Raw genomic sequence first — 20074 nt, 5'->3', positions numbered from 1 at the left:
AGATATGGAAAGCCTGTTGGATCAGGTCGGTGGTGCTAAATTTGTCAACCGTACAGTCAGTGAATTTTACGGTGCTCTCAGCCACCACCTTTCAGCCTACGAAACTTGTGATTTCCGCAAACAATTAAGTCGTCAAGCTCAGTTTTTGAGCCATGCGTTGTCATCTACACCGGAACCAGACCGGAGTAGTCGCGCCCGTTTTTTAGCCAGGGGGTTAAACCCAGAGCTATTCGATTCAATGCTGGAGTATTTCGAGGGTCGCCTATTGGAGTTGGGCTATCGCCCTGACTTCAGCACACAACTGGTTGCGATCGTAACCAATCTCTATGGAGGTTGTGAGCAGGACCTGTCAATCGCTTGCTAATCTTTATCAGCGGCGCGCACGCACAAGTTGCGGCGCGCCCGCCCTGTCAATACAATTGCGCTTCACAGCCTTTACCCCCCGTTTTATTGCGCAGCGGTAAGCGCTCATTCACATACTCTTTTATATCAGAGATTATTCATGAAGATTGCCAACCACACAGTTGTGGAGATCCACTACACCCTGAAAGATGCTGACGGAACAGTCATTGACTCCTCAGCCAATGGAGAGCCGCTCAAATATCTGCAAGGGGTTGGTAATATCATTCCTGGGCTTGAGCGCGAGATGCTGGAAAAGGCACCCGGTGATAAATTTACTGCGGTAATCGCACCAGAAGACGGTTACGGCGAGCAAAACCCGGAGCTGATCCAAACCATGCCGCGCAGTGCCTTTGGTGGTGTTGAAGAGTTATCTGTAGGAATGGCATTCCGTGCAGAGAGCACCGAAGGTCACCCGATTGAAGTCGAAATTATCGACATCGACGGCGACGAAGTCACTATCAATGGCAACCACCCCCTCGCCGGCGTTGAGCTGCACTTCGAAATTGAAGTTGTTTCTGTACGCGAAGCGACTGCCGAAGAAGTTGATCACGGCCACGTGCACTGATCCCATGATATGAAACGCCGCCAGCCGCGCGGCGTTCCCCCCTTCCCCAATGTCATTGCCAAACAACATCATCCTGTTTGATAGCATCTGCAACCTGTGCAATAGCTGGAGTCAACTAATACTCAAGCGCGACAGAGAGCAGCGCTTTACCCTGTGCCGAGTGCAGTCCAATGCAGGCCAGCACTTCCTTAAACAGCTGAACCTGCCGCTGGACACTTACCAGACCATGATTTTGCTGGAACGACATGGTGGCACTTACCAATCCTTTTACAAAAGTGAAGCGGCACTGAGAATTGCCAGCCGCCTACCACAACCCTGGCGTTTATTGGCCATTTTGCGCTACATTCCCCGCCCGGCAAGGGATTGGCTCTACGACTTGGTTGCTCGAAACCGCTATCGCTGGTTTGGTCAACGGGAAAGTTGCCTATTGCCGTGTGACGCTGACAAACAGCGGTTTTTGGAAGATGTACCTGAAGAGACCCCAGATGAGCTTGTCTGACCAGTATTTACAGCGATTTGGCGGCATTGCTCGCCTGTATGGCGATAAGGCCCTCGAAATTTTATCCTCTGCTCACATATTGGTGATCGGTATTGGTGGCGTAGGGAGCTGGACCGCAGAGGCCTTGGCGCGAAGCGGCATTGGCCAGTTGACGCTAATAGACTTGGATGACGTCTGCATCACCAATACCAATCGTCAGAGCCACGCACTCGCCGATACTGTAGGCCATATCAAGGTCGAGGTGATGGCAGAGCGCCTACGGCAGATTAACCCGGAGATTACAGTTCATACGGAAGAGGACTTTATCGCTAATGACAATTTCTCAGAGCTGATCAATCCTGATATACACCCTATCGATGTGGTGATTGATGCAATAGACTCCGCACGGGTAAAAGCCGCCCTGATCGCTTACTGTAAAGCCCGAAAAATACGCTTGATAACGGTTGGTTCCGCAGGAGGTAAGCGCTCCCCCGATCGCATTGAGTGCGCCGATCTCGGCCGTACAATTAATGATCCGATGCTGGCAAAAGTCCGCCAACATCTATACCGCTTTCACAACTTCCAGAAGAGTCGCAAGCGCCAGTTTGGCATCGATGCGATCTTTTCCACTGAAGCAATGGTATACCCGCAGCCAGATGGGCAAGTATGCCAGCAGAAGAGCGCTATGCAGGACGGTGTTAAATTAGACTGCAGTGGCGGCTTTGGTGCGGCAACTATGATTACCGGCACCTTTGGGTTTTTGGCCGCCAACCGGGCCATCGAGCGACTTCTCCAGGCAAAAAACTAAGCCGGGGTTAATTGAGCCCTCAGCTGATCGCGGTAGCGCCTGCTCACCGGGATCAGCTGGCCGCCAACCAAGTGAATACGCGCATCACCGCTCTCCAGGGGTTCAATCTCCGCAATAGAGTCCAAGCGCACAATATAGGAGCGGTGGATGCGAGCGAATGACCCTGGATCCAAACGCTCCAGTAACTTGGTCATAGTCTCTCTCAGGGGGTAAATTCTATCGCCCAGGTGCAGATTGACATAGTTGCCAGCAGCTTCCACCCATTCGATATCCTGCACATTAACCAGAAATTCTTTTCCCAGCTTTTTCACCAGAAGACGCTCCGGCCTTTCTACTGGCTCAGCAGCATCTCCCTCATCTGGCTCTTCTAGTAAGCGCGCCTCACCCTGTAAACGTACCAATAAGAAGCGGTACAAATAAACAGAGCTTAAAAGAGCGGCATAGGTTTGAATATCTTTGAGATATTCATAGAAAAATTCTACAGGCCAGTTACCAAAGTTATAGGAACCGTCATTAAGGTGGTAAATGACCGTCCTCATAAACACCATGCCGGAAACGTGGACCAAGGACCAAGGCAAAGTGAAAAATAAATGTATGGCCAAGTTCTGCCGAACTATCCCCTTGCGCAGGGGAAAATAATGATCAAGAAGCAATATCAACGGAAATAAGATTGCGATCATTAGGATACTGGTTCCCTCCCACACCAGAAATTCCCATGGCTGAAAAATAGAACCCCAGCGGCGGTGATCAAAGTATGCCAAAGCGAACTGAACAAGCCACTGGCCGACAAAAAACAACACCCAGAACCCCACCTCAAACTGTCGCCGGTGCGTCAAATACTGCTGAACCGTCATTGCTCCTGAACCAGTATAAAAATTCATCGGCAGTCTACCCCCGATTCACCCCCAAAAACCACCACTGGCCCCTAATACCCTACAAATCGGCACTTTGGGATAGCTAATGGCAAATACTAACGGGAGCATAGCAAGCGACTAAAACAGCCTCGAACGACGAAACCTATGCATTCAATAACACAGAGACGCCACGATATTGACGCCCTTCGTGTACTAGCCTTTGGCCTACTTATTCTCTACCACCTGGGAATGGCCTATGTCGCGGAATGGGGGTGGCATGTAAAAAGCAGCTACCAAAGCGAGCCACTACAACTGGTAATGCTAGCGGTTAACCAGTGGCGGATGCCGTTGTTGTTCCTGATTTCAGGTGCAGCCAGCTATTTTCTCTTCCACAAGCTGGGCACTGGGGATTACTTACTGAGAAGAATGAAACAGCTATTGATTCCGCTGGCATTTGGAATGCTGGTGGTGGTTCCACCCCAGGCCTACTATGAAGCGCTAAGCAACGGCATTATTGAGCCTGGATACTTATCATTCCTGCTGAAGTACTTCTCGTTCAGCCCCTGGCCAGAGAATGCCTTTGCTGGAAGTGAGTTTGGCCTGACCTGGAACCATCTGTGGTATCTACCCTATCTGGCATGCTACACCCTGGCCCTTATTCCTCTAGCCCTGTGGTTTAAACACCAACGGTGGCTGGGCCGATTCATGGAGAATATGAAATCTTGGCAACTGCTAATTCTACCGCTTGTACCCATGATGGTGTACGGCCTGGTCCTATTTCCGCGCTTTGGTGGGATAAACTATGCCGTCGTCGACGACTGGTACACCCATGCCAGATTTTTTACTTATTTCTTCTGCGGCTACTTGCTAGTCAGCAGTAGCGCCCCCTGGGAAATACTGGCAAGACTGCGCAATCGCCTGGTTATTGCAGCGCCCCTCACTTTCGCCCTATATCTATTATTTGATCGAGTACTACCTGATAGCAGTATTCCCGCCCAAAAAATACTGCTTTTTATTGTTATCTATACAAATCGATGGGTATGGCTCCTGGCTGTTTTAGCCTGCGCTTATCAATTTCTCAATAAGCAATTCCGTTGGTTACCCTATGCCACTGAAGCGGTTTATCCCTGGTATATCCTCCATCAAACCATTACCGTAATCGCTGTGTATCAACTGGGGCAACTCGCCCTGGGGGCCATCCTGGAGCCCTTGCTAGTATTATTAATCACTATTTTCGGCTGCTGGGCTTCATATGAATTTATCATCCGAAGAAACCCAGTTTTACGGCCGCTGTTTGGTTTAAAGCCTATTTCCAATATCGGGCCTATTGCGGTGGAGGCCCCCATACCCCGCTCCAGTTAAGTTAATGGGAGGTCTGCTCCACCAGATTCAAAGCACGTTGCAGCAATGCGTAAAAACCATTGCTGCGCGATTCACTTAAGTGCTTTCCGAGCCCCAGCTCAGCAAATAACAGGGAAAGATCTCTCTCTCTAATCTCAGTAGCCGTGCGGCCATCGATTTGTGAAAGTAATAACGCACCCAGGCCTTTTACAACCCGGCTGTCGCTTTCCAATCCAAAATAGTGCCTACCACCCTCTGTCCGGTGCGCTAACCAAGCTGCAGACTCACAACCCCGCACCAGGTTTTCCTCGGTACGTATCTCGGGCTTTCGGGCAATAGTTTTACTCCACAGCATTAATTCTCTATAACGTCCCTGCCAGTTGCGCTGGGAAACCAAACTCTCTAGCAATAACGAGGAAAAATCATCCCTGGCCCATTCATCACTCTGAATACTATCCCCCTGTTCAATTGACTTCTGGATCTCACAATACTCTTCCAGGGCCTGCAAAAAAGCCTGAATATCACTATCGGTATTGTAGGCTGCGACTGATGCTCGGACCGTCACCAAATCACCGCTCTCTTTACCTAACAATTGTGCACAGTGATGGCCTACTCTCACTGCAATATCGCGCTCGTCCAGCCAGTGCATTAAATCGGCAGCGCTACCATGAATAGGCACAAAAGAGACAATACCCAGATTGTGGCGCACTTGGCTGATAACCCTAAAATTGGGGGACGCTATCAGTTCGCGATGTATCCATCGCACCAATTTCTGCTCATGCGCCGCTATTGCGACCCTATCTTGCTGCTCAAGAAATTCCAGTGCCGCTCCAAGACCCGCTATTGCCGCCAGCGGAGAAGTGCCTGCCTCAAATTTGTGCGGCAAGCCTGCATAATGACTCGTTTCAAGTTCAACGTCGGAGATCATTTCTCCACCACCCAGCCATGGCGGCATAGATTCCAAAAGTGTTTCCCTACCGTATAAGAAACCAATTCCTGACGGGCCATAAAACTTATGAGCTGAGGAAACAAAAAAATCACAGCCAATTTTCTGCACATCAATCACTTCATGAGCTGCCAACTGGGCGCCATCAACAATCCACATCAAGTGCTTTCTGCGCAGCAATTGCCTCACCGCAGCCAGGTCCGGCCGCAATCCAAGTGCGTTGGAACCACCGGTCAGGGAAACAATCCTTGTGCGCTCATTCAGCACTTCTCCCAGGCGATCAAATTCCGGGACACCCGCTACATGGGGTACATAGCGCAAACTCAAATTGAAACGCTTGGCCGCCATCTGCCAAGGGATAATATTGGCATGGTGCTCCGCTGTTGAGATGACAATCTCGTCCCCAGCCTGCAACTCACTACACAGGCTGTGCGCCAACAAATTCAATGCCTCAGTAGCACCGCGACAAAATACAATTTCCCTTGTGCTGGCAGCATTAACAAACTGTGCCGCTTGGCGACGCACTCGCTCCACCATTTCTGTAGCCTTACGCGCCAGACGATGACTGGAGCGGTGCGTATTGGCATTGCTATGCACATAGTAATCGCGTACAGCATTAATCACTGCCTCTGGCTTCTGCGTCGTTGCAGCATTATCCAGGTATACCAACTCCTTATTCTCCTCTTGAGCAAAGAGGGGAAATGACTGCCTGAATGATTCAGCGGAAAAACTCATAGGGAAAATAACTTCTCAGTATTTCGACAGGTAGCATTGGCGATTTCCCGCACGGAAACTCCCCGCAAATCAGCCAGTGCTTGTGCAATTTTAGAAAGGTTTTCAGGGCTATTACGCATACCCTGCTGACCTGAAAGGGGCATATCCGGGGCGTCCGATTCAAGCAGTAAACTCTCCAGCGGCGCAAGTGACACAGCCCGTCGGGTTTTCGCTGCCCGTGGGTAAGTAATTGTTCCACCGATACCTAGATAGAAGCCGCGCTTCCAGTACTCTTGCGCCATTTGCTCACTGCCACTGAAAGCGTGGATCACACCTCCCCGGGGGAGCTTGAATTGCTTTAACAGCCTCAGGAGTTCATTGTGGGCCCGGTGAACATGCAGAATAATCGGCAGTTCATGGTTACTAGCAATCTCCAAATGAAGCTTGAGAATATCTTCCTGCTTATTCAAGTCAGTGCCGATAGAGGCATCCAAGCCACACTCTCCAACAGCGACACATGAGTATTTTTCAAGGCTCTCACTAAGCCGTACTCCCAACTCCATCAGGTTTTCCCGCCAGCGGGAATCTTGCGGGATTTTCTTCACCCACCAAGGGTGAACACCAGCAGCCATCATCCAACCGGGCTGTTCCGATACCAGAGCGCCCAACGACTGCCACTGAGCCTCGCAAACGCCGGGGATAATAACCCTATCTATTCCGGCATTGAGACATCTTTGCCACACCTGATCCCGGTCCAGAGAAAAAACCTCAAAATCAAAGTGGCAATGGCTGTCTATAAATTTCACTTGTGATACCCATTATTCGCGCGCATATTAGCATGAAGTCGCCTTTTCCTCTGGTACACCTGTGATTGAATCTCTTTTGCCGATCGCCCTTTTTGCTTTCTCAGCCAGTATTACACCGGGCCCTAATAACCTGATGATTATGTCCTCAGGACTCAATCACGGCATCTACAGTTCAACACCTCACCTACTGGGAATTTGGCTGGGATTTCCCGCCATGGTGGTTGCCATTGGCTTGGGACTGGGAACCGCCTTCAATCACTTCCCTTTTCTGCATGAAGTTATTCGCTGGGCAGGCATTGCCTATTTACTCTACCTGGCATGGATAATTGGTTCGACCCGGGAAATGGGTTCTGGAAATTCAAGCCAACCCCTGAGCTTTACCCAGGCGATGGCTTTTCAGTGGATCAATCCCAAAGGCTGGATTATGGCCACTGGAGCACTGGCTGCTTTCACCAGTCCCGGCACAGAAATATGGTCGGGAGTTGTTAAGGTTGCACTGGCATTTATCACCATTGGCGGGCCTTGTGTTGCCATTTGGCTATTCTTTGGCGTTGGGCTAAAACGATTCCTGACTGAACCACGCTACTTGCGAAGCTTTAACATTGCTATGGGATTGTTGCTTGCTGCAAGCGTTATCCCCTTGGCGCTCGAGGGGCTTACCCCCTTTGGCGCAGCCACCTGAAAGGTCTCTTCAACAGCTTAAGCTCGGGAGCCTTCAACTCCCGAGGCGCTCAGAGTTAGGAAAAACTAGCGAGACGCAGCCTGGAAACGGCTTACTGCACGAAGCTCGGCCGAGTCCTGTAACCAAACAATATCTTCAGCTTCTACTTGCTGCCCTGTTATCCCTGATAACTGATCACTGAGTACTTCTAGTCGGGTATTCTCATCGACGCCTTCCACCGGAAGTCGAATCCAGACCTGCCCCTCTTCGTCTGTAACCTCCGCAGGTGCCCCCTGTTCAGTGCGGCTTAAATGGCGATCAAACACCGAGCTGTGACCTGGCGGCAAATAAATAGTGCCATTGGTAATATCGACAGCGAAGGCCACTATGCCCGGCAGCAAGCCAAATAGCAGGCCTGCGCCGTCCAAGATTACGACCGCAGGATCAACTCGCCCACCCGCCTGCCCTTTGCGCTCCGGGTACAGGAAATAGCCACAGGCGCTCAGATTCATCACTGTTACAAGCGCAGCGGATGCCACGATACTTCGTTTAATCACTCTATTCATGGTGTCACCTCTCACGAAAGCCCCCTATGCGGAGCTATTACTTGTTCTTTCTATTCCCACTAATGCCATGGGATCTATTCTCTATCTGTACAAATTCACGTCAGATAGCCCTGAGACAAAAAGATCATCAAATTTACGCCGATCGAAACGTTCGTACAACATCAAGCAGGCTCGATTGCCTAAACTTTAACCAGCACTTGCTGCGGGATGTTAAGGAGATTTACTAATTTCTGACAGTGTGGAGTGACGCACTTGTGATCTGACCGGGCAGTAAGCAGTCGCCTGGGGTCCGACACCGGAAATTTCAGGGAGCAGTAGTCGTAGCAGGTGCCGCCAGGGATTGGCTAAAGCACGGTATCCTTATCGATGCCGTGCTTTTCTATTTCACTAAATAAAGGAGATTTCGTCCTATCGCACCCAAAATTGGCGAGATCCCCTACCTTTCTTCCTGGAAAATTCCCCCTACCGCTGTATCCTGCGCCCAAGAACAAGAGTGGAGCTCTCTACATGTATATCAGCAGCGCCTTTGACAGCGGCAATATCGAAGTTATCAATACCGACAGCAATCCAATTGAGCTAGCAATCCGTCAGGACAACAATTCTGACTTCTACCAATGGTTTCACTTTCGTCTGGAAGGCGATATTGGCACCAGCTATCCCTTGCGCATCGTTAATGCCGGCAAATCCGCCTACCCGGAAGGCTGGGAAAACTACCGCATCTGTGCCTCATACGATCGTCAAAATTGGTTCAGAATTGGCGCCAACTACGACGGCAATACTCTGGACTTCACTGTAACCCTGGATGAACCCAGCATCTATCTCGCCTATTTCGCCCCCTACTCCTGGGAACGCCACCTGGATCTGCTCGCTTGGGCGCAGAGCCACGACCTGGTCAAACTGCAAACTCTCGGTAAAACCCTTGATGAGCGCGATATGACCATGCTCACGGTTGGCAATGCCGACACCGCGAAACATCGTGTTTGGATGATTGCCCGCCAACACCCAGGAGAGAGCATGGCGGAATGGTTTGTTGAGGGCTTCCTGGAAACCTTGCTCGACCATGCCAACCCTACTGCGCAAAGCTTGCTGGCAGATACCGTATTTTATGTAGTACCCAATATGAACCCCGACGGCAGCGTTCGCGGGCATCTGCGCACTAACGCTGCGGGCGCCAACCTGAACCGCGAGTGGCTCAACCCCACAATGGAGCGCAGCCCGGAAGTCTTTTTAGTCAGGGAGAAGATGCTGGAGCTAGGCGGGGATATCTTCCTGGATATTCATGGTGATGAAGCCCTGCCCTATAACTTTGTTGCGGCTTGTGAAGGTATTCCCGGCTATGACGAACGCCACGCCAAGCTGGAAGAGACATTTAAGCAAGCTTATGAGGCCGTCAGCCCCGACTTCCAAACGGAGCATGGATATGAGCTGGATAAACCCGGCGAAGCAAATTTGACAATTGGTACCGCCTGGGCTGGACATCAATTCCGCACCCTGGCTCTAACATTGGAGATGCCGTTTAAAGACAATGATGACCTCCCCGACTTGATCGAAGGATGGTCCCCGGCGCGAAGCCAACAACTCGCTCGCGATATTCTTTTCCCAATTCGCGAAACGCTAAAAACTATGTCTTAATCAGCCCAAGAGCCCCTAGCTTAAAGAGCCAAGGGGCTTTTGCCGACCAAGACTTAGTAAACAGGCTTTTCTATAAACCAAATTATATCGATATGATTAGCCTGCTGACGGCTAATATCCCCGCTTTCAGTATCCAACCAAATTACATCTAGCTCCCCTGAAGAACTTAACTTCGCTCCCCATACCATACTGTTTGAAGTAGGTGGAACCATACCTAATTTTGAAAATTCATCTGATCCGAGATGATGAGGCAACTGCGCAGTAATTTCTCCCCCATTAGATATATGGGCAACAACAGGTATTGCTTGCTCTGCCTCAATAACTGTTCTCTTTTCGGTCTCGGTATTAACACTACCTAACCAACTAATTCGTACTGCTAACCTTCTGCGTATAGCATCCAATAGATTAGAGATCCCTCCAGCAACAACCCTTCCACTATGGTCTTTCTGAAAAGCAACTTCCCAGTTTCGTTTTGGGGGAGTAGTGAAACACCAAACTGAATGTACACGGTCGCTATCTACCCTATTAGAGTGCTCAAAACGCCCTAGTAAAATACCTCGGCTATCTAGTAAACCGTGCCACCGCCCAAACTCAGAAGAAAGCTCTATCCTTGTATCATTAATTCTAGGAACCTGCCGATGAACAGACTGAACTTTTGTTGCCACTTCTCCAGACATAACAGTTGTAAACTGCGCGTCAGACCAATGTGTAAGATCAGACTCTTTATCTCCATTAAAATCCAAATCCCACCCTACTCGTATTGGCACTCCACTTAAGGCAACCCTGGATAGTTCTTTTTTAGAGCCCGCCACTACCACACCATCAAAGTCGACCTCCAAAATAGGATCGTTACAGCTTGCCATCTGTTCAGCATTAACCTCAATCGCCCTTGCTAAAAAGAAAGTCAAAAGTAGCCAACTTTTACTTTTCATCACTATCACCCATGCATACTTTATTTGCCATTGTCGCCTTTAAATGTTACCCACTAAAGAGCTGTTATATTTATACCCCAGCAGTAAGCCCCCTCATCTAAAGAAGGGATAAAAGCAGCATTTTATGAGTTGAATTGACTTTCTATGGTTAGTTTACGCAAGCCTTTACCCTTTTTCTTTTGCCATCTTCAATAAAGCAAGCACAGCCAAAAAAAGAAGAAAAGTAAATACAACCAACCCCCACATCACCGACTGAAAAGCCTGGGCAAAAGCCTCATTAAACATGTTAGCGATGCGACTGTGCAGAGCAGCAGACACCCCAATTGCGCCACGCTCTATCCTTTCAGGATTAATCAGCAATGCATCGATATATTTTTCCAGTGCACTGGTAATCTGCACCCCACTTTCCTGCAATTGATTTAGCAAACTCTGTTTTTCCATTATTCGGAATACAGTACCCACTACAGCCAAACCAAGTGCTGCGCCTATGTTTTGTATGCCCCACAACATACCGGTTGCTATACCTGCACTATTAGGTGGCAAAGCGCCAATAGCGATTGGGGCTGTCGCACTAAATACAAACCCCCAAGCCACACCGAAAGGTATAAAAGCCAGCAAAAGCGTCGAAAAATTGGTATCCACTGAGAATTGTGTCATTACGATTGCCGCAATCAAAATACATATGACACCAATTAAGATTGGAGCCGCAGGTGCGGAATTGGCCGCCATTCTGCCCGCCACAGGAGATACCAAAGCCATCACCAAGGTAATAGGGAGCAAAATCAAGCCGGACATTACCGTTGTATCCTGACGCACAATATGCAAATAAAATGGCAATAAAAAGAAAGCAGAAATGAGAAATATCAACAAGCTGAAATTAGTTAAAACACAAGCGGAAAATAGCGAATTCTTAAAATAGGCAAAATGGATCAACGGTTGCTCCAGTTTTCGCTCAACACGAAAAAGGGCAATAAAACTTAATATAGAAATAACCAGTAACAACAGTATCGGCCAGCTCAACCAACCCACTTGCGCCCCTTCAACTACTAACACCACTAGCGAACCCACACTAAGCGCAAGGAGCATCATTCCACGCCAATCAATATAACTTTTTTCTTTATCTAAATTTTGCGGGCTCCGCATCACAAAAAGACCAAGCACCATACTAACCAACACAAAGGGGATATTAATAAAAAAGATCGACCTCCAAGATAAATACTCACATAGGACCCCACCCAATACCGGACCAAGAGCAAAGCCGACAGCCAATACCGACATCCACCATCCCATTGCAAATCCGGCTTCTTTTTCTACAAAAGTGTGGGACAGCAAAGCAATATTATTCGGCACGATTATGGCAATGGAGACACCTTGAAAGGCCCGCCAGACAATTAACCAAAGTGGATCCTCAGCCAATCCCGCGAAAAGGGAGCTAACTGCAAGTAATACCCATCCAATATTGAGCATCTTCAGGGAGCCCACAATATCCCCCAATCTCCCCATACTGGCCATCAGGATACATAGCATCAACATAAATATATTCATAACCCACTGGGCTTGAATAAAGGATGCACCTAAACTTTGCTGGATTGTCGGCAGTGCAATACTGACAATGGTGTAGTCCAACCCCAATATAAAGGTGGCTGGAAAGGAGCCAAGCAAAACAACCCACTTATTCATTAGTCGCATAATTCCCCTTATGCAGCTTGTTAATTAAAGCAAGGAAAGATCCTGAATAATTTATCGGCATTTATTGCTGAGAGAGCTACACAATCCATCCATTAACAATAGAATTAAGATGTCGCCAGAAAACAACAAGAAACCAACCCTCATCACATAGACAAAAAAGTCCAATTCGTAGTAAAAAGCAAAAATAATAAAACGGTACCTTAAGGCACCGCACACCAATAAAAATTAAAAAATATTCACTAGCGTCTACTGCAAAGGTAGCGCATCTACTCAGTCCGGAGAAAAATAATGAAACACACTATCAGACAGATGATCCTATCGATTCTATTTGTACTTTCCTTCGCCTCTCCCCCCCTTTGGGCCGATAGCATTTCTGATTTCCAAAACAGCTGGACAGGCACAGCCTTGGATCTACAGCGTCAAATAGACAACCACACTCCCATGAGTGAAAACAATATTTTGGGGACACACAATTCTTACAACTCAGAAGTGTATCGCGCCTGTAACTTCTCAGTGGGATGCCGCTACCTGGACCCTCAACAGGAGCATTCCATAAAAGATCAATTGCGCATGGGAGCTCGCTTTATAGAGCTGGATGTCCATTGGACAACGAAAATGGAGAGCCTTTTTTCCTACCCAAAAAGATTACTTCTGTGCCATGGGCTCTGCAGCATCAATGATAAGTATGCGACTGAAGGATTTAACGAAATAAAGGACTGGCTAAATGACAGCGCCAATCAGGACGAAGTCATCATTTTATATATCGAGGACCACTCTGATGGGCGCCATCAAGATCTCTACAACCAAATAACCGATCGATTCGGGGATAAGATTTTCTACAGCGGCGGCTGCCAGAGTATTCCCAGCAATCTGACAAAAAATGATGTGCTTGCTGCAGGGAAACAAGTCGTCGTATGGAAAGATAGCGGCTGCTCTGGAAATGGTGACATGAAGAACATGGCCTTCACCGGATTAGGGGAAATCGGTCGAGTGTGGGAAGACAGCACCACTATTGGCACCATAGGGGAAATTTTTAGCGGTGGTATTGAACGAATCACAGCCGATGATGTTCGCAATGGCTTTGCTATAGGTCACAACATAATCAACCTCGATAATATGAATACGACTGATGGCCGCATCGCTGCAGCTATTTGGTCATGGGATCAGAATGAGCCAAATAACTTGAACAATGAGGACTGCGCCATGCAGTGGGGCAACGGGCGCTGGAATGATGCCAACTGCAGCAACCAATATAGCTTCGCATGTAAGAACACGGCTGACGGTAGCTGGCTGGTCAGCGCCTCCACAGGCCCATTCTCTTATGGTGCCGGGGTGTGCCAGGCACTGGGCAATGACTATGTGTTTTCCGCCCCCACCAATAGCCAGGACAACCAAGCCCTTAAAAATGCCAAGGAAACCACTGGCTATGACAAGGTGTGGATTAACTATCAGGACCAGATAACTGAGGGCCAGTGGCAGCACAATTAACCTCAAAAATCTCGACTTGAAGATTTAGACTGGATAGGAGGTTAAACCCGAGCCTCCTATCCAAGGCGAATTTTATTGAACCCTCTCAAACACAAACCCTGTCACCATATTCAACTAAATTACCAAAACGGGAATATAGCTCTGAGCCCAGTCACACTCTACTCTCCACTGATCGCTGATATGTCGTTAGTTAAGACAAGATCAGGCATAATCTGCCTCCTAACAAGACTGTCAGGACAAAATTATGCGAATTCCTACCACCTGGCGCCGCCTTGGCTTGGCTATAGCCATCGGCGGTGTTATCAGCGGTTGTAGCAAGGGCAACGAAGAAGTCAGCTCACAAGCGCACTCCCATAAAGAACATATCGAGCACAGCACTGAAAAGCTCGATCTAGAAGCTGCTGAGAAGGCACAAATTGATACTGTCGCTGCCGACCTGCACAAGCATGTCGCCGTATTGGCCTCCGATGAATTCGAAGGCCGCGCTCCCGCCAGTAAAGGTGAGGAGCTGACGGTAAACTATCTGGCAGAGCAATTTAAGGCGCTCGGACTTACCCCTGGTGCTGTAGATTCCGACGGTAACCCCAGCTGGTTCCAGGAAGTCCCCATTGTAGAGATGGATATTCAATCCACCCCCCTTACTATTCAGGGCGAAGGTGTAGGCCAGGTTCTAAAACCGATTGACGACATGGTCGCGTTTACCCAGCGCCAAACCAGCGCATCCAGCCTTAATGAGAGCGAATTGGTTTTTGTCGGTTACGGCATCGTAGCTCCAGAAAACAACTGGAATGACTACGCAGGTCTGGATATGGAAGGCAAAACCGCAGTCATTCTGGTGAATGACCCCGGCTATGCCACCCAAGATGAGGCTCTATTTAATGGCAATGCCATGACCTACTACGGTCGCTGGAGCTACAAGTTTGAAGAAGCTGCCCGTCAGGGCGCCGCAGGGGCCATTATTGTCCATGAGAATGGCGCTGCCGGTTACCCCTGGGAAGTAGTGAGCGGCTCCTGGTCTGGCGCCCAGGTAAGCCTTGAAGCAGAAAACAAGAATATCGATCGCGTGGCGATTGAGGCCTGGATCACCAACCAGGCAGCGAAGGATCTGTTCCAGGCAGCAGGTCTCGACTTGGCCGAAGAAATGGCAGCGGCAAAAGCATCGGGATTCAAGCCTAAGTCACTGGAACTCAAAGCCAGCATCGAACTCAGCAACAGCCTTGAGAAGTCCAACTCTCGCAATGTTATTGCTAAGTTACCCGGCAAAAAGTACGCAGATGAAACCATTGTTTACACTGCCCACTGGGACCACTTAGGGGTCAACCGAAACGCTTCTGGCGAAGACCATATCTTCAATGGCGCAGTGGACAATGCCACCGGCACCGCTGGACTACTTGCTCTTGCAGCCCAAGCAGTAAAAGAGGATCAAGCTGATCGCTCCCTAGTATTCGTTGCAGTAACTGCTGAAGAGTCCGGTTTACTCGGCTCCAAATACTATGCCGCCAACCCAGTTGAACCTCTGGAAAAGACAGTTGCCGGCTTTAACTTTGACGCTATGAATGTCTTGGGCCCCACCAAAGACATCACCGTCGTAGGCTTCGGCAGCAGCGAGCTGGAAAATCTCTTAGAAGCAGCCGCCAAAAAGCAGGGCCGCTACCTGGCTGCTGAAGAGCACCCGGAACGCGGCTACTTCTATCGCTCAGATCATTTCAGCCTGGCAAAAGAAGGCGTGCCAATGCTGTATTTTGATTCTGGTAGCGAAAACCATGAGCACGGCCGGGAGTGGGCACAATCCAAGGACAAGGAATATCTCAGCCAGCACTACCACAAGCCCGGAGATGAATACGACTCCAACTGGAACCTGAAAGGCGCCGCTATGAACTTGCAGCTGGGCCTACAATTGGGCCTGAAGCTGGCAAACAGCCGCGACTGGCCCAACTGGTATGAAGGCAATGAGTTCCGCGCTATTCGCGACGCCAGTGCCGAAAGCCGCAAATAACCAAGCAGGATAAACATCCCGCTCTTCCTTGGTGGCACCTCCTCGGTGCCACCAAACTTCCCTCCCCAAACATCAACCCTGCATTAGCTGCAGGTGCCTCTCCGTGAATCGAAACCAATAAAAAAGCCCCACTGTCTCCAGCAGGGCCTTTTATGCGGTTGAACTCTTTAGCTAAATAGCGACTTAAGCAGCGCTAGTAGCCTCAAGCTTTTTCAGCTCTTCATCGCGAAGTTCACGGCGCAAGATTTTGCCCACATTAGTTTTGGGCAAGTCCTCACGGAACTCAACATGCTTCGGCACTTTATAAGCCGTCATATGCTCACGGCAGTAGGCGACAACTTCATCTTCGGTCAAAGATGGATCAGCCTTCACCAGGAAGAGCTTCACCTGCTCACCACTTTTCTCATCCGGGATACCAATAGCGGCAGCTTCAGTGACCTTCGGATGCGCGCTGATCACGTCTTCAATTTCATTGGGATATACATTGAAGCCGGACACAATAATCATGTCCTTCTTGCGATCCACGATTTTGATGTAACCATCATCCTGAATTACGGCCATATCGCCGGTATTCAACCAACCTTCACTGTCGATGGTATCCGCTGTCGCTTCCGGACGCTGCCAGTAGCCTTTCATCACCTGAGGTCCGCGCACGCACAGCTCGCCAGGAGAGTTGTTTGGCAGGTCATTGCCATTCTCATCGACAACCTTGACCTCAGTACCGGGAACAGGAACGCCCACTGTACCCAGCTGAACACCGTCAGTGGGGTTAAATGAAACAACCGGGGAGGTTTCAGTCATACCGTAACCTTCCATGATCATACAACCGGTCATTTCCTCCCAGCGCTTAGCCGTATCGCGAGTTAACGCCATGCCACCAGAAGCTGTTGAGTGCAATTTGCTGAAGTCCAGTTCAGCAAAATCCTTGTTGCGCATCAGGCCATTGAACAGGGTATTGAGCCCAACAAATCCAGTGAAACGCAGGCCTTTCAGCATCTTCACAAAACCCGGAATATCCCTCGGGTTGGGTACTAACAACGAGTGGTTGCCCGTGGAGAAAAGGCACATGCAGTGGATGGTAAATGCGTAGATATGGTAAAGAGGCAAAGGTGCAATATAGAACTCCTCACCTTCTTTCATACCACTGGCAAATGCGATACGAACCTGCTCCATATTCGCAACCAAATTACCATTTGTCAGCATTGCCCCTTTGGCAACTCCGGTAGTACCGCCGGTGTACTGCAGAACCGCAATATCTTCTTTGGTGCGCTCAACATCCTTATGAGGACGCTCAGCGCCTTTTGCCATGGCATCGCGAAAGCTAACCTCATTGGCAAAAGAAAATTCAGGCACCATTTTCTTAACGTACTTTGCCACACTGTTGATCAAGGTACGCTTCAGCGGACTGTGCAGATCCGCAATCTCAGTAACAATAACTTGTTTTACATCAGTTTCAGCAACCACCGCAGCAGCGGTATCGGCAATATTCGCCAGTACTATCAGAGCCTTGGCCCCTGAGTCATTCAGCTGATGCTTAAGCTCGCGCTGCGTGTACAGCGGATTGGTATTTACTACAACCAAACCTGCGCGCAGTGCACCAAAAACAACTACCGGGTACTGCAGCACGTTGGGCAGCTGGACAGCGATGCGATCGCCGGGCTTCAAGTCGGTATGATTTTGTAAATAAGAGGCGAATTTTCCACTTAGCGTGTCAATATCATTGATTGAAAGTGTACGCCCCAGGCATGTGAAAGCCGGCCGGTCACCGAATTTGGCGCAAGCGCCTTTAAAGACATCAAGTATGCTGCGATCAATGTCCAACTCTCTTCTCCCATTCCTGATTGTTGTCGTCGCTTGCCCACAACTTCCGTCTCCATAGGCGAAAGCTGCCATATCTCTTGGCGAGCGAGAATTTATTTATTGTTTGTAGTATCTTTGAGACGGTGAAAAAGAAGGGTTTAAAACCTCTCTTTACCGATCTCCCTCTTCACTATTCGCAGGAAATAAACCTGCCAATGCTGCGGCCAATTCGCGATTTCCAGAATATTGAACATCCCCCAAAAGGAAGGCGTGACGCCCACTTAATTGACCGTCCAATATAGCACTGAGAGTGCTGTTTTCCATTTCCAATGTTAGTTCTGGATTATCAGTCTGACCAAATTCGGAAATCACTTTGTAATTTTTAGATACTTCGGTGACATAAACATAGAAGTCACAGGCATCTGGCAGCCGGAACTGTACCCGAGCCAGCGGGTACGAACAAGCTAAGTGACACAGGCGCTCTTGAACTGAATCCGGCAATTGCATCGGAAATTCTCCGTTTAAGCCGCTTTATTACTCACAAAAAAACCGCCGGCATTTGCCGGCGGTTTTCATTTCAGAGCGGGATCAGAATGCAAAATGCTCGGCATCCAATTCCATCAAGTTGCCTGCTCCACTCAACATGGACGTTGCGTGGCTGGAAGTGCGAGGAAGGATACGCTCGAAGAAGAAACGCGCGGTAGTAATTTTCGCCTTGTAGAAATCTTCTTCTCCAGTGCCCGCTGCCAGTTTTTCATTGGCAACTTTAGCCGCCTGTGCCCACAGGAAGGCCAGCACGGTGTAACCGGAGAACATCAGGTAATCTACAGAGGCAGCACCGACTTCGTCTGGGTTTTCCATAGCTTTGCCGCCAACGTGCAAGGTCAGGTCGCCCCACTGCTTGTTAAGCTCCTGCAATTTAGCAACGAAAGGCGCCAGTGCTTCGTTATCAATTTCCGCCTGGCAGAATTTGTGAACCTGCTTGGTGAAACCGCGCAGCAATTCACCCTGGGTCATCAGAACCTTACGGCCCAACAGGTCCAGAGCCTGTATACCTGTGGTACCTTCATAGATAGTGGAGATACGCGCATCACGAACGTTCTGCTCCACGCCCCACTCGGCAATATAACCGTGGCCACCGAAGCACTGCATACCCAGGTTGGCAGATTCAAAACCGGCTTCAGTCAAAAACGCTTTTGCAATCGGCGTCAGGAACGCCAGCATATCGTCAGCGGCTTTCTTCGCGTCAGCATCGCCTTTGTGAGTGATATCAACCAGCTGTGCGCACTTAACAACCAGCATACGACCACCTTCAGAGAAGGCTTTCTGGGTCATCAGCATGCGGCGCACGTCAGGGTGAACAATAATCGGGTCAGCCGGGCCTTCCGGGTTTTTCACGCCGGACAGAGAACGCATTTGCAGGCGATCTTTTGCGTAAGCCAGGGACTTCTGGAAACCGATCTCGGAGTGAGCCAGGCCTTGCAGAGCAGTGCCCAGGCGCGCAGTATTCATAAAGGTGAACATGTAGCTCAGGCCTTTATTCTGCTCGCCGATCAGGAAGCCTTTAGCACCGTCAAAGTTCAGCACTGCAGTGGCGTTGCCGTGAATACCCATTTTGTGCTCAAGGGAGCCACATACCACGCCGTTGCGCTCACCGGCAGATCCGTCAGCGTTCGGCAGGAACTTGGGTACGATAAACAGGGAGATACCCTTGGTGCCAGCAGGTGCGTCTGGCAGGCGGGCGAGTACGATATGAACAATGTTGTCAGTCATGTCGTGCTCACCGGCGGAGATAAAGATCTTGGTGCCGGTAATCGCGTAGGAGCCATCGTCATTTGGCTCGGCCTTGGTGCGCAGAATACCCAGATCGGTACCGCAGTGAGGCTCGGTCAGACACATAGTGCCAGTCCAGCTACCTTCAACCAGCTTGGTCAGGTAAACCTGCTTCTGCTCTTCAGTACCGTGCTCTTCCAGGGTGTTCATGGCACCGTGGGACAAGCCGGGGTACATGCCCCAGGACCAGTTGGCGGTGCCAACCATCTCGCTCATGATAGTGCCGAGCGAGGGCGGCAGGCCCTGGCCACCGTACTCAGGATCGTGGGGCAGCGCAGCCCAGCCACCCTCTACAAACTGCTGGTAGGCTTCTTTAAAGCCTTCCGGAGTAGTAACTTCACCGTCTTTCCAGGTGCAACCTTGCTGGTCGCCAATTTGGTTCAGCGGTGCAATAACGTTTTCACAAAACTTTGCACCCTCTTCCAGGATGGCATCCACGACATCAGGAGTAGCCTCCTCATATCCAAGTGACTCATAATGCTTTTCTGAGTCCAGCATCTCGCGCATTACGAAACGCAAATCACGCAGTGGCATTTTGATATCGGTCATCCTGATAACCTCAA

Annotated in this window: 18 protein-coding genes; 9 read left to right on the top strand and 9 right to left on the bottom strand. The window is 49.5% G+C overall.

Annotated features, from left to right (window positions below):
- Nucleotides 1-4: 4 nt before the first annotated feature.
- From ACJJIM_RS05725 to tcdA, 4 genes are all read left to right on the top strand, one after another.
- The gene (locus ACJJIM_RS05725; RefSeq protein ID WP_444896694.1) at nt 5-364 is read left to right on the top strand and encodes a hypothetical protein; all 360 of its coding nucleotides are present in this window, start codon (nt 5-7) and stop codon (nt 362-364) included.
- 138 nt (nt 365-502) lie between these two features.
- A complete protein-coding gene (locus ACJJIM_RS05720) occupies nt 503-967 on the top strand; it encodes an FKBP-type peptidyl-prolyl cis-trans isomerase (protein WP_413665157.1) in 465 nt (154 codons plus the stop codon).
- A gap of 49 nt (nt 968-1016) precedes the next feature.
- Entirely contained in the window at nt 1017-1466 is a 450-nt protein-coding gene (locus ACJJIM_RS05715) for a thiol-disulfide oxidoreductase DCC family protein (RefSeq protein ID WP_444894339.1), read from the top strand.
- Entirely contained in the window at nt 1453-2253 is an 801-nt protein-coding gene (gene tcdA / locus ACJJIM_RS05710) for a tRNA cyclic N6-threonylcarbamoyladenosine(37) synthase TcdA (protein WP_282933452.1), read from the top strand. The genes ACJJIM_RS05715 and tcdA overlap by 14 nt, the downstream gene beginning before the upstream one ends.
- On the opposite strand, the gene ACJJIM_RS05705 is transcribed toward tcdA, so the two are convergent.
- Nucleotides 2250-3134, bottom strand: a complete 885-nt coding sequence (locus tag ACJJIM_RS05705; RefSeq protein ID WP_444912644.1) for a LytR/AlgR family response regulator transcription factor — start codon at nt 3132-3134, stop codon at nt 2250-2252. The genes tcdA and ACJJIM_RS05705 overlap by 4 nt on opposite strands.
- A 138-nt stretch (nt 3135-3272) precedes the next feature.
- Between ACJJIM_RS05705 and ACJJIM_RS05700 the strand changes: the two genes are divergently transcribed.
- Nucleotides 3273-4469 (top strand): acyltransferase family protein, encoded by a 1197-nt coding sequence (locus tag ACJJIM_RS05700; RefSeq protein ID WP_413665153.1) that lies wholly within the window; start codon nt 3273-3275, stop codon nt 4467-4469.
- A gap of 1 nt (nt 4470) precedes the next feature.
- Here the strand turns inward: ACJJIM_RS05700 and ACJJIM_RS05695 are convergent, their stop codons facing one another.
- Entirely contained in the window at nt 4471-6129 is a 1659-nt protein-coding gene (locus tag ACJJIM_RS05695) for an aminotransferase class V-fold PLP-dependent enzyme (RefSeq protein ID WP_282933455.1), read from the bottom strand.
- Complete coding sequence (locus ACJJIM_RS05690) at nt 6126-6914, bottom strand: TatD family hydrolase (protein ID WP_413665152.1); 789 nt, start codon at nt 6912-6914, stop codon at nt 6126-6128. Before ACJJIM_RS05690 ends, ACJJIM_RS05695 begins: the two co-directional genes overlap by 4 nt.
- Nucleotides 6915-6975: 61 nt before the next feature.
- Here ACJJIM_RS05690 and ACJJIM_RS05685 point away from each other — a divergent pair, with 61 nt between their 5' ends.
- A complete protein-coding gene (locus ACJJIM_RS05685; protein WP_413665151.1) occupies nt 6976-7596 on the top strand; it encodes a LysE family translocator in 621 nt (206 codons plus the stop codon).
- Nucleotides 7597-7661: 65 nt separating this feature from the next.
- Here the strand turns inward: ACJJIM_RS05685 and ACJJIM_RS05680 are convergent, their stop codons facing one another.
- A complete protein-coding gene (locus ACJJIM_RS05680) occupies nt 7662-8141 on the bottom strand; it encodes a hypothetical protein (RefSeq protein ID WP_444912643.1) in 480 nt (159 codons plus the stop codon).
- Nucleotides 8142-8648: 507 nt separating this feature from the next.
- Between ACJJIM_RS05680 and ACJJIM_RS05675 the strand changes: the two genes are divergently transcribed.
- On the top strand, nt 8649-9773 hold the full coding sequence (locus tag ACJJIM_RS05675) for a M14 family metallopeptidase (protein WP_444912642.1): 1125 nt from the start codon (nt 8649-8651) through the stop codon (nt 9771-9773).
- A gap of 53 nt (nt 9774-9826) precedes the next feature.
- On the opposite strand, the gene ACJJIM_RS05670 is transcribed toward ACJJIM_RS05675, so the two are convergent.
- A complete protein-coding gene (locus ACJJIM_RS05670) occupies nt 9827-10705 on the bottom strand; it encodes a hypothetical protein (protein ID WP_444912641.1) in 879 nt (292 codons plus the stop codon).
- 165 nt (nt 10706-10870) lie between these two features.
- A complete protein-coding gene (locus ACJJIM_RS05665) occupies nt 10871-12385 on the bottom strand; it encodes an MFS transporter (RefSeq protein ID WP_444912640.1) in 1515 nt (504 codons plus the stop codon).
- A 297-nt stretch (nt 12386-12682) separates the two neighbouring features.
- On the opposite strand from ACJJIM_RS05665, the gene ACJJIM_RS05660 reads away from it, so the two are divergent.
- A complete protein-coding gene (locus ACJJIM_RS05660; RefSeq protein ID WP_444912639.1) occupies nt 12683-13882 on the top strand; it encodes a phosphatidylinositol-specific phospholipase C domain-containing protein in 1200 nt (399 codons plus the stop codon).
- A gap of 244 nt (nt 13883-14126) precedes the next feature.
- Complete coding sequence (locus ACJJIM_RS05655) at nt 14127-15878, top strand: M28 family metallopeptidase (RefSeq protein WP_444912638.1); 1752 nt, start codon at nt 14127-14129, stop codon at nt 15876-15878.
- Between the two features lie 183 nt (nt 15879-16061).
- Here the strand turns inward: ACJJIM_RS05655 and ACJJIM_RS05650 are convergent, their stop codons facing one another.
- The 3 genes from ACJJIM_RS05650 to ACJJIM_RS05640 form a co-directional block, all read right to left on the bottom strand.
- Nucleotides 16062-17699: an AMP-binding protein gene (locus ACJJIM_RS05650; protein WP_282933464.1), complete on the bottom strand. Its 1638-nt coding sequence runs from the start codon at nt 17697-17699 to the stop codon at nt 16062-16064.
- Nucleotides 17700-17849: 150 nt separating this feature from the next.
- Nucleotides 17850-18185, bottom strand: a complete 336-nt coding sequence (locus ACJJIM_RS05645; RefSeq protein ID WP_282933465.1) for an SCP2 sterol-binding domain-containing protein — start codon at nt 18183-18185, stop codon at nt 17850-17852.
- Nucleotides 18186-18266: 81 nt separating this feature from the next.
- A complete protein-coding gene (locus ACJJIM_RS05640; RefSeq protein WP_413665143.1) occupies nt 18267-20060 on the bottom strand; it encodes an acyl-CoA dehydrogenase C-terminal domain-containing protein in 1794 nt (597 codons plus the stop codon).
- Between the last annotated feature and the right edge of the window lie 14 nt (nt 20061-20074).

The sequence above is a fragment of the Microbulbifer maximicatervae (SeqCode) genome, from assembly GCF_052467615.1.
This window is presented reverse-complemented; position numbering and strand designations above follow the sequence as displayed.

What these genes read in the sequence shown, in the direction of transcription:
- ACJJIM_RS05645 (WP_282933465.1), bottom strand. Translation starts at nt 18,185, where the DNA reads ATGCAATTGCCGGATTCAGTTCAAGAGCGCCTGTGTCACTTAGCTTGT.
- ACJJIM_RS05705 (WP_444912644.1), bottom strand. Translation starts at nt 3,134, where the DNA reads ATGAATTTTTATACTGGTTCAGGAGCAATGACGGTTCAGCAGTATTTG.
- ACJJIM_RS05725 (WP_444896694.1), top strand. Translation starts at nt 5, where the DNA reads ATGGAAAGCCTGTTGGATCAGGTCGGTGGTGCTAAATTTGTCAACCGT.
- ACJJIM_RS05665 (WP_444912640.1), bottom strand. Translation starts at nt 12,385, where the DNA reads ATGAATAAGTGGGTTGTTTTGCTTGGCTCCTTTCCAGCCACCTTTATA.
- ACJJIM_RS05655 (WP_444912638.1), top strand. Translation starts at nt 14,127, where the DNA reads ATGCGAATTCCTACCACCTGGCGCCGCCTTGGCTTGGCTATAGCCATC.
- ACJJIM_RS05670 (WP_444912641.1), bottom strand. Translation starts at nt 10,705, where the DNA reads ATGAAAAGTAAAAGTTGGCTACTTTTGACTTTCTTTTTAGCAAGGGCG.
- ACJJIM_RS05680 (WP_444912643.1), bottom strand. Translation starts at nt 8,141, where the DNA reads ATGAATAGAGTGATTAAACGAAGTATCGTGGCATCCGCTGCGCTTGTA.
- ACJJIM_RS05695 (WP_282933455.1), bottom strand. Translation starts at nt 6,129, where the DNA reads ATGAGTTTTTCCGCTGAATCATTCAGGCAGTCATTTCCCCTCTTTGCT.
- ACJJIM_RS05715 (WP_444894339.1), top strand. Translation starts at nt 1,017, where the DNA reads ATGTCATTGCCAAACAACATCATCCTGTTTGATAGCATCTGCAACCTG.
- ACJJIM_RS05675 (WP_444912642.1), top strand. Translation starts at nt 8,649, where the DNA reads ATGTATATCAGCAGCGCCTTTGACAGCGGCAATATCGAAGTTATCAAT.
- tcdA (WP_282933452.1), top strand. Translation starts at nt 1,453, where the DNA reads ATGAGCTTGTCTGACCAGTATTTACAGCGATTTGGCGGCATTGCTCGC.
- ACJJIM_RS05700 (WP_413665153.1), top strand. Translation starts at nt 3,273, where the DNA reads ATGCATTCAATAACACAGAGACGCCACGATATTGACGCCCTTCGTGTA.
- ACJJIM_RS05640 (WP_413665143.1), bottom strand. Translation starts at nt 20,060, where the DNA reads ATGACCGATATCAAAATGCCACTGCGTGATTTGCGTTTCGTAATGCGC.
- ACJJIM_RS05720 (WP_413665157.1), top strand. Translation starts at nt 503, where the DNA reads ATGAAGATTGCCAACCACACAGTTGTGGAGATCCACTACACCCTGAAA.
- ACJJIM_RS05660 (WP_444912639.1), top strand. Translation starts at nt 12,683, where the DNA reads ATGAAACACACTATCAGACAGATGATCCTATCGATTCTATTTGTACTT.